13 protein-coding genes and 1 pseudogene are annotated in these 16,506 nt (G+C 44.1%); 2 read left to right on the top strand and 12 right to left on the bottom strand.

The genetic code is table 11. The features are described from left to right. Nucleotides 1–99: 99 nt before the first annotated feature. Together BLT91_RS19315 and BLT91_RS19310 are read left to right on the top strand one after the other, a co-directional pair. Nucleotides 100–483 (top strand): hypothetical protein, encoded by a 384-nt coding sequence (locus BLT91_RS19315; RefSeq protein ID WP_090823877.1) that lies wholly within the window; start codon nucleotides 100–102, stop codon nucleotides 481–483. Nucleotides 484–488: 5 nt separating this feature from the next. Next, nucleotides 489–878, top strand: coding sequence for a c-type cytochrome (locus BLT91_RS19310; RefSeq protein WP_090823875.1), 390 nt, complete (start codon nucleotides 489–491; stop codon nucleotides 876–878). 1 nt (nucleotide 879) lies between these two features. Here BLT91_RS19310 and BLT91_RS19305 read toward each other — a convergent pair whose 3' ends face one another. The 12 genes and pseudogenes from BLT91_RS19305 to BLT91_RS19255 all read right to left on the bottom strand — a co-directional run bounded on the left by BLT91_RS19305 (nucleotide 880) and on the right by BLT91_RS19255 (nucleotide 16,475). Further along, nucleotides 880–1,314, bottom strand: a complete 435-nt coding sequence (locus BLT91_RS19305; RefSeq protein ID WP_217635251.1) for a hypothetical protein — start codon at nucleotides 1,312–1,314, stop codon at nucleotides 880–882. A gap of 70 nt (nucleotides 1,315–1,384) precedes the next feature. Beyond that, nucleotides 1,385–1,750: a cupin domain-containing protein gene (locus tag BLT91_RS19300; protein ID WP_217635250.1), complete on the bottom strand. Its 366-nt coding sequence runs from the start codon at nucleotides 1,748–1,750 to the stop codon at nucleotides 1,385–1,387. 207 nt (nucleotides 1,751–1,957) lie between these two features. Beyond that, nucleotides 1,958–3,349 carry a hypothetical protein gene (locus BLT91_RS19295; RefSeq protein WP_090823873.1) on the bottom strand — a complete coding sequence of 464 codons (1,392 nt, stop codon included), beginning with the start codon at nucleotides 3,347–3,349 and terminating at the stop codon, nucleotides 1,958–1,960. A 136-nt stretch (nucleotides 3,350–3,485) separates the two neighbouring features. Further along, nucleotides 3,486–4,376 (bottom strand): carbohydrate ABC transporter permease, encoded by an 891-nt coding sequence (locus tag BLT91_RS19290; protein WP_090823872.1) that lies wholly within the window; start codon nucleotides 4,374–4,376, stop codon nucleotides 3,486–3,488. 17 nt (nucleotides 4,377–4,393) lie between these two features. Further along, entirely contained in the window at nucleotides 4,394–5,299 is a 906-nt protein-coding gene (locus BLT91_RS19285) for an ABC transporter permease (RefSeq protein WP_254777026.1), read from the bottom strand. A 75-nt stretch (nucleotides 5,300–5,374) separates the two neighbouring features. Then, on the bottom strand, nucleotides 5,375–7,075 hold the full coding sequence (locus BLT91_RS19280; RefSeq protein ID WP_090823870.1) for a type 2 periplasmic-binding domain-containing protein: 1,701 nt from the start codon (nucleotides 7,073–7,075) through the stop codon (nucleotides 5,375–5,377). Between the two features lie 103 nt (nucleotides 7,076–7,178). Beyond that, nucleotides 7,179–8,264, bottom strand: coding sequence for a response regulator transcription factor (locus tag BLT91_RS19275; protein WP_175532401.1), 1,086 nt, complete (start codon nucleotides 8,262–8,264; stop codon nucleotides 7,179–7,181). Then, nucleotides 8,239–10,080: a cache domain-containing sensor histidine kinase gene (locus BLT91_RS19270; protein WP_175532400.1), complete on the bottom strand. Its 1,842-nt coding sequence runs from the start codon at nucleotides 10,078–10,080 to the stop codon at nucleotides 8,239–8,241. The genes BLT91_RS19275 and BLT91_RS19270 overlap by 26 nt, the downstream gene beginning before the upstream one ends. 121 nt (nucleotides 10,081–10,201) lie before the next feature. Continuing rightward, a pseudogene (locus tag BLT91_RS32990) lies at nucleotides 10,202–10,316 on the bottom strand (sigma factor-like helix-turn-helix DNA-binding protein); the annotation flags it as partial. Nucleotides 10,317–10,337: 21 nt separating this feature from the next. Further along, nucleotides 10,338–10,784 carry an NUDIX domain-containing protein gene (locus BLT91_RS19265; protein ID WP_090823864.1) on the bottom strand — a complete coding sequence of 149 codons (447 nt, stop codon included), beginning with the start codon at nucleotides 10,782–10,784 and terminating at the stop codon, nucleotides 10,338–10,340. Between the two features lie 434 nt (nucleotides 10,785–11,218). Beyond that, nucleotides 11,219–14,752 carry a GH36 C-terminal domain-containing protein gene (locus BLT91_RS19260; RefSeq protein WP_090823862.1) on the bottom strand — a complete coding sequence of 1,178 codons (3,534 nt, stop codon included), beginning with the start codon at nucleotides 14,750–14,752 and terminating at the stop codon, nucleotides 11,219–11,221. Nucleotides 14,753–14,792: 40 nt separating this feature from the next. Then, entirely contained in the window at nucleotides 14,793–16,475 is a 1,683-nt protein-coding gene (locus BLT91_RS19255) for an extracellular solute-binding protein (protein WP_090823935.1), read from the bottom strand. Between the last annotated feature and the right edge of the window lie 31 nt (nucleotides 16,476–16,506).

The following is a 16,506-nucleotide window of genomic DNA, read 5'->3' as shown; positions in this document are numbered from 1 at the left end:
CCCTTTTGCACATATTCTATTGTATTGGATAGAATTAGATTTTTGGTACACATTAATGATTGAGTAAAAAATTATGTTAACTTTTAGGGAGGATCTAGGATGAAGGGGTACATTTGGCTTCGAATCGCAGGCATTTATTTGATTATCGGCATGCTGTTAGGCATTTACATGGACATCAAGCTGAATTTTCAAATGTCCACCATCCATGCACACATCAATTTGCTCGGTTTTTCGACGCTAGCCATCAGCGGCCTCATCTACTGCGTTTTTCCAAAAGCGGCAAAAAGCCGGCTGGGCGTCGGCCATTTTTGGCTGCATAATATCGGTCTTCCGGTCATGATCATCGGGTTGTACGTGGAAATTAGCGGGTTAGCCAAATTGCCTCTCATCAGGATCGGCGGAAGCATGGCGCTTCTAAGCATAATCTTGTTGGTCATTAACTTGTTTGTAAACGTTAATGAAGCAACAAAAAATGGGAGGTAAAAAATATGAAAAAAATGGGGTTTTGGCTAATTGGTTTTTATTTGCTTCTTGCACTTACGGGATGCGGAACTACAAGGCCTTCACCTGCTACAGAAGAAACGACAACTCCATCCACTGGAGGAGCAACGGTTCCTAACGCTGGCACGACAACCCCTGCTGCTGGCACAGTTGATGCGCAAGCTGTCTTTAACCGAAATTGTATTGCTTGTCATGGTACAGACTTGGCAGGAAGAATGGGGCCGAACACTAACTTACGGAAAATAGGTTCAATCAAAACAAAGGATCAGATTGCAACACAGATTGCGAACGGCGGAAATGGGATGCCGCCTTTTAAAGGCACCCTCAAACCTGAAGAAATTACTGTGTTAACTGACTGGCTCTCGGCTAAAAAGTAAATTAATTTGATTCTAATGCTTTAAGTGGCTTGCTTTTTAAAATTTTATCCACTTCTTCGTAACCAGGCGGGAAGGAATAGTTGTAACGTGCGGGAAGTGCAAAAACATAGGTATCGTTTCGCCCCAATTCGCATGGTCCGATAGGTGCTGCGCCAATGTGAAATACTCCTCGCTGAAGAGCGTCCCATTGACTTAGTGTAAATACCATAATGGGTATATCCTGCCTTGGCGTTTGTGCAGTCCATTGTGGATCTCGAATATAAATCAATGGGCCGGTTGCTACAACTTTTTCACCAGTTTCTCCGTCTATAGCAAGGCCTTCCCATTTACTGTTTATAATCGAATACCCTTTCCACCTTTCGGGTAAAGAAACTGAAAACTGTATTGTGTATTCGTATTTTTTCACTTTTTTCTTTTCTATTGTTGCCGCCGGCATTGTCCAGAACAATCGTAATGTTGAAGTAACGGCAAGCCTGAGGGCTGCCGTTAATTGGTGTTCTTATATCTTAAAGTTTGTTATATTCCTCATCTGAGACTAGCTCCAGCCGTTCCGGTATACCTGCAGTGATTGCAATATGTTCAAACCAGCTATCCTTCGTAGCGCCATGCCAGTGTTTTACACCGTCGTGGGTTACAATAACATCACCTGCTTGTAAGAATTGCGCAGGTTTCCCTTCTTCTTGGTACCAGCCTTCGCCGCCAGTTACTAATAAAAGTTGAAACCCATTTCGATGGATATGCCAGTTATTTCTGCAACCCGGTTCAAAGGTCACGTTCCCAACTCCAACATTAACTTTAGGACCGGTAACCAACGTTTTTAGGTAACTTTGTCCCACGAAATATTTTGCATATGCTTCATTCTTCTCTCCCACGCTCCGCCCGTCCCCTCCATAATCTTGACGTTGTGGACACAAAGCAACATAATGTTTTGTTTCAGTGACAGGCTCCCCTGATGACATAACCGGATAAATTAGTAAAGGTAAACCCGTCAGAAGTGTACTCGTAGGCCAGTTGAAAAAGCGATTGCTGCAATTCAATGCTTCTATTTTTTATCCTTTGAGTCACCTCCAATGGTTGCCTCAGACTACAGTTGTTATCGTGCAGGTTTGACCCGACTGGACTGAGAGCAAAACATACGAGCGAACCAATCCATCAGCACCTATTTCCTGCTGCGGTATGAGATGATCTCCTTGATATACCAAGGCATCATGTTCGTTTGCAAAAGAAGCTTTCCATGTAAGTGATTCTCCGCTTATATTCGTGAATTGCGTTTCTATCAGCCCCCGATGCACGACACTAATGTTGCGATCAAGGATGGGCACATTCTCCACTTTCGCCCAGCTCACCTCATCAGTTAAATTGGAAAAAGTGGATACGAGTCCTTGACCATCGCCCGCAATGCCCATCATGCCCGTAATAATTGCTCCGATGACAGCATAAGACACTTCCGGATATTCTCTCCTGTGAAGTCCAGGATCCATCAGTTCGCTTAGCTCTTTGTAGGCTTGTTCCTTCAAGCCATTTAGATAATAGATGTCGGGCAGATAGGTTTTACCTTCCACGTTCGCTACACCGTTTTTCATCAGATCAGCCAGCGCCAATCTTCGCTGGTTATCATTTTTAATAATACCAAATAAAAGAGGAAGGAAATTACCTTCCGCATAATAATTTTCAAGGTATCTGCGATCCTGCAGAAACGCGCCATAAAACCGTCTGTTGCTTTCGTCCCACCAAGAAGATTCATACAATTCTCTTAGATCATGAGCCTTCCGGAGTAGTCCAATCGCCGTATCTTTATCGCCTCTAAGCTGCAATATGCGGGCATAGGCCGTATACCCTGCAAATTGCGCTGCAATCTGATCTCCGCCGATGGCTGGTTTCAGTCCTACCTCATTATAGGAAGCGATACCCCTGCGGCCGTATTCGGGGCGATGCTCGATAATACCGTCCCCGTCCTTATCCCAGACACGAACGTAATCATCAACAGATCGCCTATAGAAATGGTCAAATACAGGGTGATTTAGATAATCACTGTCGCCCGTCCATAAGTATTGTGCATAGCACACCCTGATCACGTCGAAGTTAGCAGGAAGGTTATACCAGAAGTCATGATCGTTTTTATAATCCACAGGCGTTGGCTTGTCATCTCTATGAATCTCCCAATAAGAACACCAGTCCCGTGATTCAGCTATATTTTCGGCAAACTTGTAAAGCATGTTTTTCGTGTGGGGATGCAGGCCCAGACCCGATGCTCCCACACTTTGGTGAGCAATGTCACGCATACAGAACGATTGCCGCCTTGGCAGCGCCGCTTCGTACCAAAGCCCGACGCGATCCTCGCCATGATGGACATAATAAAGCGCTTGTTTCTTCGCCCATTCAAAACCATCGTTCAAATACGTAACCGAGGAATCAAAAGATAGTGGCGATTCACATTTTGTTTTTTTATTTGTTTTCAGCAGATTCTTCAATCCTTTCCACCCTCTCTATCTATACTTTCAATCCTAACTTTTCTTTAGAGCCCGATAAGATTACGTTGCGACATGAAATATTGGAAAATGAGTGGAGTCAGGAATTAATTCCATTCCACATGTATTAAATTTAGTTTTATTTGACGGATCCTAACGTTAGTCCACCGATAAAATATTTCTGCAGGAATGGATATACGCACAAAATTGGCATCGTTACCAGAATTGTTGTAGCAGCTCGCAACGTCTGAGGAGATAATCCTTGAAACTTGTGCAAAAGCAATTGCTCATCGCGAATTTGCTGAGTTGCTTCCACTTCAAGAAGAAGCCGTTGCAAATAAACCTGCAGCGTATCATATTTTCCATTAAAGTTATAAAGAACGACGTCGAACCAAGAATTCCAGTGTCCGACAGCCGAATAGATGGAAACCGCCGCGAAAACCGGTATAGCTACTGGAATAACGATGCGTGTGTAAATTTTGAGCTCGTTCGCTCCGTCGATTCGGGCCGATTCGAATAAAGCTTCCGGCAAATCAGAAATATATGAATTCATGAGTAGCATAAAGTAGGTGTTTATCAAACTCGGAATCCAATATACCTGAAACGTATTCGTCAAATGTAACTGTTGCATTAGAATATAGGTCGGAATTAATCCGCCGCTAAAATACATCGTTACAAAAAACAAGAGGCGCATGAATTTTCGGCCCGAGAACGTCCGAATGCTAATAATATAGGCAAGTAGCCCGGTCGCAAACAAACATGTACCCGTGCCTACAAACACCCTGAGAACGGACCATCCTAAACCTTTGAGCAGCTTTCCGTTCTGAAACAGCATGTTGTATGCGGTAAGCGAAAATTTCCTTGGAAAAAAGTAGATTCCGCCGCGTGCCGCATCCATACCGTCATTAAAAGAAAGCGCCAAAAGATTTAGAAATGGATAAACCACTATACTAGCTAGCAAAAGCAGCAGAACTACAACTAGAATATCCACCATTCGATTAGGAATGGAAGCACGAAGGTGCTGATCCATCTGAATACCTCCTTTAATTATAAAATAGATGACTGCATATACTTTCTGGACAAACGATTAGCGATGACAACCAAAGTCAAACCGATGAAACTTTTCATTAGACCGACGGCGGTACCGTAAGAATAATTGCCCAACTGTACGCCGAATCGATACACGTAAGTGTCAATAACTTCGTAATGATCACGGGTAAGTGGATTACCGATTAACAATTGCTGTTCGAATCCGGCGTTCAATATATTACCGATAGCCAGAATGAACAGAAGCACTGCGGTCGAACGAATGCCCGGTAGCGTAATATGGCGGATAAGACCGAAACGTCCAAGACCGTCCACTCTGCCGGCTTCATAAAGTTCTTTATCAATGCCCGCAATTGCAGACAAATAAATAATGGCTGAGAAGCCCATATCTTTCCATATATTACTAGAAATTAAAATTGTCCAGAAATATTTCCCATTAGTTAAAAATTCCATCGGCTCTTTAATAAGGCCAATTTTCATCAATATATCATTCAATATCCCGTCGTTCCCGAGAAGCATGAAGAGAATATTCGCCACGACGACCCAGGAAATAAAGTAGGGGACATAGGATAGGGATTGAATTGTCTTCTTGAATGCGCTATTTTTAACTTCGTTGAGCAATAAAGCTAAAATAAGTGGAGCGGGGAAACCAAAAATCAAGTTTAAACCACTGATCGCTAGCGTGTTGCGAAGGATTTGCAAAAAGTCTGGTTCATGAAAGAAACGAACGAAATTATCGAATCCTACCCAATTTCCGAACATGGATTTCCCTGGAATGTATTTCTCGAACGAAATAATCAAACCGTACATCGGAAAATAAGAAAATATCAGCACCCAGATGATCATAGGTATGCATAGCAGCCAAATTTGCCGCTCTCTGCGCATCCGTTTCCATACAGCAACCATAAGCTTACACCTCGTTCCACTAATGTTAGAAAGCAAGAGGGGGACGCGAATTAAAGCGTCCCCACTCTCCTACATTTACTTCAACAATGCAAGATTTTTTTGGTACTCTTGGTTGCGGAAAGCTTCGATGTCTTTCAAACCGAGCTTGTTTGCTTTATCGCGCATGTCGTTAAAGGCATTAACAGCGTCTTGTTCCATTTTGCTCATTACCACTTTGGCGAAACCGGTTTTGATCAAATCTTCAACCTGTTGATTTTTGATCGTCACCGGATTGTCGGCAGCGAACACGATTTTTCTAGCCGTGTTGTCATAAACCGTATCTTTCAGGTTTTTATTCATGAGGGCTTTCCATTTGTCTTCTTGGTTGAAGTTCTGGTCGTACCAAGCCGTACTCTTATTATCGTCTCTCATCAGGCCTTGAGGATGGTCAAGCCAAATTTGGTTGTCGCCGGTAATTTCATCTTCTTTGTCGTATTCGAATTTACCCGACAACATGAGCTGCTTTTGGGAATCGTTGAAAGACCAAGTGCCGTCCGCATTGTGGTTCCAGAGAGAATTCGGCATATTTGGAATGCCCCAACCTAACAAACGGGTACCCATCGGGCTGATTTCGAAATCCAGGAATTTGATAATGTCTTCCGGATTTTTCACTTTATCCGTTAAAACGGTGAAGTTCCAGCCGGTCGTATCTTTAGCTGATAAATACGCTTTATCCGCACCTGGCGCTTTCAATCCGATTTGCACGTAACGTTGGTTCTCGTTTAGGTTCGGAATCGTCGTTTTCCATACTTCGTGGCCGGCGTTCCAAGATTGCCACCAAGGTCCGATGTGACCAAGAATTTGTTGGTCGGAGAACTTTTGCTTCCAGTCGTCGAATTTGTTCAGGAAACTGTCCGGATCCATAAGACCCTCGCGGTAGAAGCGGTTGAAATACTTCGCTGCCTCAAGGCCCTCGGAGGTGTTCAGCCAGTGCGTCAAATTATGATTTGCATCTTCTTTGTAACCATCTTTTAGACCCCAAATGCCTAGTACGTTATTAATCTTAAGTTGATCGTTCCAGGAGATCGCATACGCTTTCTTACCGGATGTGCTTGTTGGATGGTCTTTCACCATTTGTTTAAGCACGTTATAATAATCATCCGGCGTTTCTATTTTTGGAGATCCCATAGCCGTATACCAATCCCAACGGATGTGAGCACTGAAGTCCGGAATCGGCAAGTATCCCCAGCCTCTTGGCAGTCCCCAAAGCTTACCATCCTTATCCAAGTATGATTTGTATGTTACTCCCAGCTCTTTCTTAATGTTAGGGCCGTATTTATCCACCAGCGGAGCCAAATCGATAAGCTTGCCTTGAGCTTTCCATTTGTCCATCGTATCGAGGTCCATTGCCGAGATGACACCTTTATAGTCGTTGGAAGCTAGCATCAAGTTCATCTTTTCCTTTCCATCGACGTCGTACTGTGTTTTCTGAACATCTACGTTAAAGTTTTTAAGCAAATAATCGTGAATGGCCTTAAATTTCTTAGCGACTTTGTCAGGATTGTCTTTGTCAGCGGAATAATAATCGATAGTGATCGTCTTATCCGGGGCCGTCCACCCAAATTCGTTAACTTTTGCCGCAGTCGCCGATGGAGAAGCTTGCTGAGATGTAGATGTAGATACGGCCGGACTGGCCGAGCTAGCATCCGATCCTCCCTTGAAGGAGCATGCTGCCAACATGCTGCCGGTCAAGAGAACAGAACTCATAAGGATGGCCGTACTTTTCAATCGTCTCATGTTTGTTACTCCCTCCTAACGAATTTTCGTCAAAATTTGATGAGAATGCTTACATGTATATCGTAGGAAATTATCCTCTTCTTGAGAATGTACATTTCCTCGCTCAATTGTGTATTTCATCATCGTTGTAAGCGATTTCAAATTGTTGATGGGAAATTATGTTTTTTCGATATTCGCTTGGAGTTACACCGACGATCTTTTTGAACACTTTGGTAAAATGGGGATAGTCAGGGTAGCCCACCCTCTCTCCGACCTCATACGTCTTCAGTTCCTTTCGGACCAGCAACTGCTTTGCCTGCTCCATCCGATATTCAATTAAATATGTCATGAACGATTTCCCTGTCTCCTGTTTGAACAAGTTATAAAAATGTGTCACCGACAGATTCAATTGGTGCAACAATTCGTCCAACTTAAATGCAGGATCGGAGAACCGCGAATGAATGACCTCTATTCCTTTCTTAATGACGGAATATTTCCCCCAATTGCGGCCGTTTCGGACTTGTTCAACCGACGTCAACAGCATCTCGCGAAATTCGCGAAACAGGTCGCCCAGATGCTCTCTCCAAACCAAGTCGAAGACGAGTGCAGTTCCCCGTTCTTCGGCTTGACGTCGCATGACAGCCGTTAAATCTAGAAGAATGTCTTTTCTCAACTCATCCGGAAGTTCATAGCTAACTATGAGATCTAGGACTTCATCAGTCGCTTTCTTTACCCCCGCTGTATCTACTTTCCAAATTTCCTCGAAAAGAACATTCGCATGATTCAAGCAATGACTCATAAGATTGCTTTTTGTTGCAGATGCCTCCAATTTCTCCAAATGCTTGCGATACATTTCCAATAACAACTCTTTCACTGCAGAGGCACGCATCGGCTTAAGAATGTAATCCGCTACTCCAAATCGCAGTGCTTGACGGGCATAATCAAATTCACTATAGCCGGACAATATAATGATTTTCGGATTCCATCCTTTTTCATGCACAGCGCGAATAAACTCCAGACCATCCATGACGGGCATGCTGATGTCCGTAATAATCACATGCGGCTGTTCACGTTCCGCTATCTCGAGCGCTTCTTGACCATCCATGGCTTCTCCGACGATAACGAAAGCTGGATGAGTTTCGGTCAATATTTTACGCATGCTCAGCTTAATCATCTCTTCGTCGTCAACTAACAAAATCCGATAGCTCATTATAGTTCTCCTTCCGCGATTCCGAGCGAATCGGCAATGACAATTGGATGGTCGTTCCCGTTTCATTCGAAACGGAAATGAATAAGCCGTAGGGCTCCCCAAATAACATCCTTATACGCGTATGAACGTTAAACAAACCAATGGAACGTCGGCTCTCATCCTGCCGATTGTCCCTCAGATCCTCCGGACTGCCATGCGAGAAAGCTTTATTGTAAAACTCCATCGTCTCAAGAGACATCCCTTTGCCGGTATCGGTAATTTCCAATATGTAGCGATTGTCGTCCTTGACGCTATCTCGTATGCTAATATACCCTGGCCGTAATTTGTGTTTCTCATAACCATGCTTAAAACAATTTTCGATGATCGGCTGCAATGTCGACCGAACAGCGGGAATACCGGCAGCGACGGTTCGATCTACCTCTATCTCATAAGCTAATGACGAATGCCGCTCCGATTGAATAGCCAGATAAGACTCGATATGTCGGATCTCGTCGGATAAAAATACGGGCCCGTTTGGGCTTTGAACATTATATCGGAACATATCCCCCAATGAGACGATCATGTTGCTGATTTTCTCGTTGCCCTCTATAATCGCATTGGAATTGATAAATTCCAGCGTATTGTACAAGAAGTGCGGATTGATTTGGGCTTGCATCGCATGGAGCAGAGACTCCTTCTTCTTCACCTCAAGCTCTTTCTCGCGAAGTTCTGCAACGTGCACAATTTCGATCAACCGCTTGATTTCCTCGACCATTTTGTTAAACCCCCGGAATAAGCTATCGATTTCTCGCCCCCTGCCAGACGGCGCCCGAATAGTAAAATCGCCCAACTCAGCTCTCTTCATCAGCTTGAGCAGCTTAACGAGGGATTTGGTAAGCGAATAAACAACTCCACTCGCAGCGAGCATCGACAGCAAGAAGAGAAAGACCAGGATTGCGACCGATATCCGACTGACCGTTACGATCTTCTGGTTAAGCTCGGAAAGCAGCACTTCCGAGAAGAGAGTCAAGTCGTTTCTGTCGGAGCGGATAAACACGACCAACTTCTTCCCTTGGGGCGTATTTATCATGAAGGTACCGCTTTGTTTCCGGCCCATTCCCTTCAAATAATCTTCGGGAACCATAGTCGAAGGCGTGTCCGTCTGCGGGTGATAAATGACTTGGTTAGCGGAATCGGCGAGCCAAATGAATCCCGTCTTGCCAACGTGCACGTTCTGGATGATCCGCACCATCTCGTCTCTCTTTAGGTCGACGATAAGCATGCCTTGCTTCAATCCGCTTTGTGGTGGCGAAAATCTCATTGCCATTCCGATGACTTGCGAGCTGGGCGTTGTCTCCAACCCCATGATCGTAAAACGGTCCGAATATTTAATCCGCTTTAAATAAGAGGGGTAGCGTTCCTCCGCCAACATAAAACTAGAGCTCGAAGTGGCTTTGATCCGATCTGAAATAAGAGAGATCCCGTAGATGTCCGAACGATTCAGCATGATTTTAGACAATAATTCTTTTTCGATGCGATACGAAAGCTCATATCGAGTGATCGGATCAATCGGATCGTCATTTAGGTGATTAAGAAAGGTCGCGGTGTCATCGCTTGCGAGAATTGGAAGCATTGTCCGTTCAACCTCAGAGAAATAAGTTTCCAAATGCGCGTTTACTTGATTAATCATTTCAATGCTGGAATCGATGGCGTTGCTTTCAATCGCGTAGTATGTTTTTTCGTACCATATCCACCCAATAACCGGAAGCGGAAAATATAAAAACAGCATCATGATTAGGAGCTTCTTTTGGAGGGATATTTGCTGAAGTTTGAACATCGTGAGCCCCCTCATTCTGAAAGAGAGTGAAATATTTCATAATTAATTGAAACCATTGATCCGTATGGATTTTCAAGTATACAAAAGGGACTACACCACAACTTATATTCTCCAAGTTCCCCTACCGCTTCTCCTTATAAAACTCATGATAAAGCTTCATAAGCGCCCGCTTCTCCATAGCTGCGGCTAATCCCCAGCTCCTTCGCAATCTCCCGCTGCGTCCGCTCCTCGCCGCCCTAGCGTAATACCTTCGTATTTCAAACGATTTTAAAGTCCTTTATATAATGATTTTTAAAAACCACGTTAGGTTCTACTGCATCTTTGATTCTTTCAATTGTGAAATTTTCCATTGGGGACGGTAAATCATTAATATAGAAATATCTGATTTCATCAATTTCTTTACCATCTGGTGTAGCAGTGCCTGACCAACCTGATGCCTTGAAAATAAAAACATAAGCATTACGGTGTTGTAAAAAATACATTCCACTTAAGGAGCATTGAGAAGGGTCAATATCAATGTTGATTTCCTCTTTGGCTTCTCGAATTGCAGTTTCCCAAGCAGATTCCCCATCTTCCTGAACTCCACCTGGGATATGCCATTTCTTTTCACCATATGTTTGATGAACCAATAGCACCCTGCCAAACTCATCAAATAACACGAAGCCTGCGGCATCTTTAGTACGTTCAAATTGACGCTTCTCCATAAAGCACCTCCAAAGATATACAACGATTACTACCTGTTATATTCTACGAGAATAATAAGTAGACTCGCTCTAAATCCAGTAATTGTAACTATTGTCGAATATTTATGATAATGATATTTTAACTCTTGTACCATTTGAGATCCCCACAAAAATGTAGGAAAAGATAAAAAAATCAGAAGATAATTATTAGGGTAAATTACGTACTTAATATAGACAATAGAAATTAAGGTAAAAATTCCAATCCCTAGCAGAATGACCCTAAATTCATCATAAGAAATAGGCTACGCCGTCCAAATCGGACGAGTGCGTTTATCAAGAAATATAGCGGACTTATCGTGTAAAACATATAATCCTTATTTTTGTACAAAAAACCTCCAATTCAACGATAACATTGAATTGAAGGTAGTTATTTCTTAGGCTCATCTTACCTCTTGCTAATCAACCCTCGTAAGGATGATATTGTCGTGAGCCAAAGTAAAGCTCGCGCTTTCAGGGTCCTTACCCACGATCTGGAATGTAAATTGCTTGCTCCCAGCCGTTGTGAAGGTCTTTTCCCCCAAGCCCACAATCGTGTATCCTGTCGTAGCGTCATGCTGATCTATTGGGCTTCCTTGGATCACACCGTCAATAAGCAGTTGTTCCGTTCCACGGTCTGGGTGCTTCTTGACTCTGGCACTGATTGCGTAGGTACCAGCTGTCGGTACATTCACTGTGTACTGTACCCAATCACCTACACCATTCAAATTGGCGAAATTTACGTTTCCGTTGCTTGCAGCACTATCCGCGGAATTCACAAAAGTGGCGCCAGTAGAAACTGCCGTAGTTAAACTCTCATTCTCCAAAATCAATGGCTGTTTCGTCAGTGAAATATAATCCGTTGCCAAGGTGTAGGAAGCGCTGCTTGCATTTTTTCCAGTCACTTGGAATTTGAATTGTTTGTTCCCCGGTGAATCAAAGCTGATATCGCCTAAATCAACAACCACATACGCCTGCGCGCTTTGATATTCATCGATCGGCGCTCCCTGCGCTGCCCCGTCAATGTATAGCTGCGCTATACCCCGACTCGGATGCATCTTGACCTGCGCTCTGACACGATACGTACCAGAAGAAGGTACGTTCACCGTGTACTGAATCCAGTTGCCAACCGCAGTTGCATTTCCATAGCTCAAAGATCCATTGCTGGCAGCCGTGTCTGCCGATGTCGCAGATGTCACGCCAGAAGAAACGGTTGTCGTCAAGTTCTCCGCTTCGTATTTAACGGCTTCAGCGATAGCGGGCGGGAGCAGAATATCTGGTGACTGATACGTTAATCTGATGTAATCCGTTGCTAGTCCATAGCCGCTGCTACTGCTATTTTGACCCGTCACCTGGAATTTAAACATCTTGTTCCCAGCCGTATTGAAGGTGACATTTCCAAGATCCACTTCCACGTACCCCTGTGCACTTCGATACTCATCGATGGGAGAACCCTGTGCAGTTCCATCGATGTACAACTGACCAATGCCTCGGCTTGGATGCTTCTTCACTTGTGTCTTCACGCGATACGTGCCCGGGCTTGGTACATTCACCGTATATTGAATCCAATCCCCTACACCGGTGAAATTGCCATAATTCAATGAGCCATTGCTGGCAGCCGCATCCGTACCGTTCGCTGTCGAGTCACCGGTAGAGACAAGCGTGACAAGACTTTCTGCTTCATATTTGGTGCCGGAGCTAATCGTTACACTGCCTGTTCCACCCGCACCAATACTCACATTGCTGATAATCGTTTTATTAGCGTTACGATCAAATACAATGACTGTCCCTGTAGCATTCGCTGTCCCGTTCACAGTCACCGTCAAGCTTGACGGACCTGCGCTTTGTGTAAAGGAGGTAATCTTCTCATCCGCATAGAGAACTTGCATATTAGATGACGCATTGTCCTCCTGCAGCCAGAAAGCCTTGCCTTTGGACGTATTTTCAGCGAGATTCACAGGAAGACCCGTAGCTATTAATTCCGCACCCGTAAATTTCCCCTTGTACGCATAAGAGCTATTCCCGCTGTCATCCATCGTGATATCCTCGACCAGATACGTTTTGTTGCTATCCAACCAACGCAAATTGAGCGTTACGTCTGTTGCACCACCGGTATTCGCTGCTGTTGCAATAACAAGCGCTTGCGTTTTATCCTCCGTTGTATACATCCAGGCATAAGAGCCAGATGTATCGAAGTCCGGTCCCGCATACAAAGGTCTTGTCGTTTGGTCGGTTAATGCCTTAATTCTTGGACTTTTGCGCCAATCATTGAATTTCCGTAAGGAATTGATCCCTGCTGTCGACCAACTGGTCGGATCGGTATTGAATTTGATGACCCTAGCGAGCATATAGGAATAGTAATCTTCCATTTTTCCTGACGGATTACCACCGTAATACACAGAATTCATTGGCAGGTAGCCAAAACTGTCCATTCCTATCTTCATACTGGTACCCACACCGCCATTGGCAGATATGAAGCCGTTATCCGAAATGTGAAGTAAGCCATTATTACGGTCGCCTTGTGTCGGGTAAATATCGACTTCACTGGTCAGCTTCCCAATGAAATCGGGATGTCTGGATACAAGATCGTTCATGTAGTCTCTGACCAAAACATTTTTACGATATACACTATCATTTGGATGCGACGTAGAAGTCGCTGCTGTATTTGGCCAGAATTCCGTCAAATCAATCATCTGATGGGATAGATGGTATTGCGGAATCATGATATCCTCAACCTGACTGCGTTTAAATTCAATATTTGCAGGATCTGCCAAATCCCTGCCAAGATCATGGTTATCCCCCGTCATGCTGAACCATAACCCGAATTTTAAGCCCTGTGAAGCAATAAAATCGGTTAGAGATGCCAAATTAGTTGTAAAACTGCTTGCTGCCGTCGTCGTATCTCTAGTTGTATTCCAGAGATCATCGACCATGACCATGTCCAATCCAGCTTGTGCCGCTTTAGGTACTACCGTATTACGGAAGAAGGCATCCGAACGGCTCGCGATATAATCCCAATCATTTGTCGTGAACAAGGAGGTCGCATCATGATATTTAAATCTTTTTCTAAAGTGCTCTTCGACCGCCATCTTCCCATCAAGGATATCTCCCTTGAACACGATCATATTAACAGAAATGTATTCAAATTTCTCATTCGGGAAAAGGACTAATTGCAAGGCTTCACTATTCGTGGACAGCTTGACATTGGAGATTCCACTCCAAGCATTAATACTGGCAAAAGGCAGCCTGTTCGGTGCTCCTTCGGTTTTCCAGTTCATTTCAGGCTGCAAGCCCCAGCCATCACCTGTATTGTAGACGGTGATGGCATTGCGACCCGCATTCGGAGCCAATGCTCCCGTCGTGCTGAACCATGCCATATTAGGAACATAGTGCAACGTGTGGGGATCATTCGGCAAGTTAAGCACAAGCAGATCCGAATCGGTAATTGTTTTATTGAAGCCGGCATTGTTTTGGATTGAATTGCTGTATTTGATGCCGGCATTCCCATTGTAGATCTCAAAATTCAAATAAATGGTGACGTTCTGTGGTGTGCTTCGGGTTACCGGAATCGTAAGCAACTCCCCCCAATTCGTCCCAAACTTGGTGATATCGGTGACCGTTGCTGTACCAAGCGTCCATCCGCCGTCATTCGCGTAGAGGTCACTTCCGTCGTATTTATAATAGAATAAATACTGACTTCCAGTGCCCGTCAAATATTCCTTGCCAGCCGCTTTATTGTAGAAGCTCGTCATTTGAATACTACCACTAGCAAAAGAAACAACAGACCTCATGACATCATTTTCAATTGTCCATACATTCCCGCTTCTAGTCACCAACGAATTGGCTGCAAGTGCAGTCGGAATTCCCCCTTGTGAAGCGAAGGGGACACCCGTGAGATATATCGCGAACACAAGTACCAAGCACATGAATGTGCGCAATGATTTACCGTACATCAATTTTTCATTCCTCCCTAGGCATTGGACTTTTGACTACCTATTTACCTTGAAGGGCACGCTGTTGTTTGAAAATATCATAGATATCCTTTGTCAGAATAATCTTATCTCGATCTTTCTCGTAGAAATTCTTATACCAGTCGTCAACTTGTTTCCCGCCTGCTTTTTCCCAAGCAGCAATCGCATCTTGCTTCGCTTGTTCAGGGGTGTAGTTAGCTGTAAGAATTGCTTTCACCCAAATATCGCCTTCACCGACACCGACCTGTTTGGTTGTGTTCGTTAGAATAAGCTGCAGATCCTTCGGCAACTGCGGCATTTGCTCCGCATGCGTCGGCCCTGCTACTGGCAAATCGAAATTGACGAAGGTCGAGTTCAGCTCGAACATCTTCTTCACTTGATTTTGAGCCGCATCATTCGCATCTAGTTTCTCTGTCCCAAAATAACATTTACCTGACAACGTCGGAGATGCCAACATCGCGAAATCGCCTGCACCGTAATTGAATTCGGTTTTCCATTTGTCCATGTCCGTAATTTGCGGACATTTATTCGCTTCTTGTTTGCTGTGCACACCATCAAATCCATAATACATCGTCTTCATAAATTTCTCAGACGAAGCAAAATCAACATATTTCATAACTGCTTCTGGGTCTTTCGTTTGGGCATTGACCACAGCCGTCATTTGAACCGGATTCACGAAAATCGAGTTGAATTGTCCGACTGGTGTTTTCGGATACGGTATGACCGTTATCTCGGCATCAGGTACATTCTTTTTCAAATTCAAGTAGAAATCAGTATAGAAAACGATCGGGACGTTGAACTGTTCCATGTAAATCCCGATTTTGCCATTTAAGAAATCTTGCTTCGCTTTGGATCCATTTTTATCATTCAGATAGTCTTTGTCGACTAAGCCTTCGCTATATAACTTCTTCTTAAACTCCGTCACCGCCATAATATTGTCCCAACCATGGACCAGTTCATTATTTTTGACAATGAAGCCTGGATAAGTCACACCAAACATTTCATCCAAAACAGCTCCTGAATTATACGACATGGCAATACCATACGTATCCTTCTTGCCATTGCCATCTGGATCTTGTTCCGTAAACGCTTTCGCAATCTGATACAGCTCTTCCGTCGTCTTCGGCGCCTGAAGGTTCAATTTCTTTAACCAATCCGTTCGGATGAACAAGCCGCGTTGCGGAATCGTCTCATTGATGCGGCCGAATTGATACAGCTTTCCGTCAGACCCAGTTCCAGCCTTTTTCAAAGACGGATACTTCTGCAGAAGCGCTTTGTATTCAACACTGTATTTCTCAATCATATCGTCAATCGGACGCAGCTGCTTTTGGTCGATCAAGGGATTCTTAATTTGCGGCGCATACTCCAAAATAAGATCCGGTGCTCCTCCGCTGGCGAACAATGTATTAAGCTTCTGCTCGGACTGTGACCGTGGCACAGGAACGAACTTCACATCGATGGGGCCAGCTTCATTAATCCATTTGGTGATTTTATTATTTTCAATGGTTCCTTCACTCGAAGGAATATTACCACGGTCATAAATGGTTGCCGTAATCGCACCACGTTTTGCAGGTTTCTGTGTTTCAGTTGCTTTTGATGTTGATGTTGATGTTGTTTCTTTAGTTTCCTTTGCACAACCTGCCACTAGCGCCGTAACTGCCAATGTAGCCGCCACAGAAAGAACAATTCGTTTTTTGTTGGACATCTTGCTTTCCCCTCTCTTCATAACAAGCTTA

Source organism: Paenibacillus sp. yr247, from assembly GCF_900103825.1.
GTDB lineage: Bacteria > Bacillota > Bacilli > Paenibacillales > NBRC-103111 > Paenibacillus_E.
Note: the sequence above shows the minus strand (reverse complement) of the source record. Positions and strands in the feature narration are given on the sequence as shown.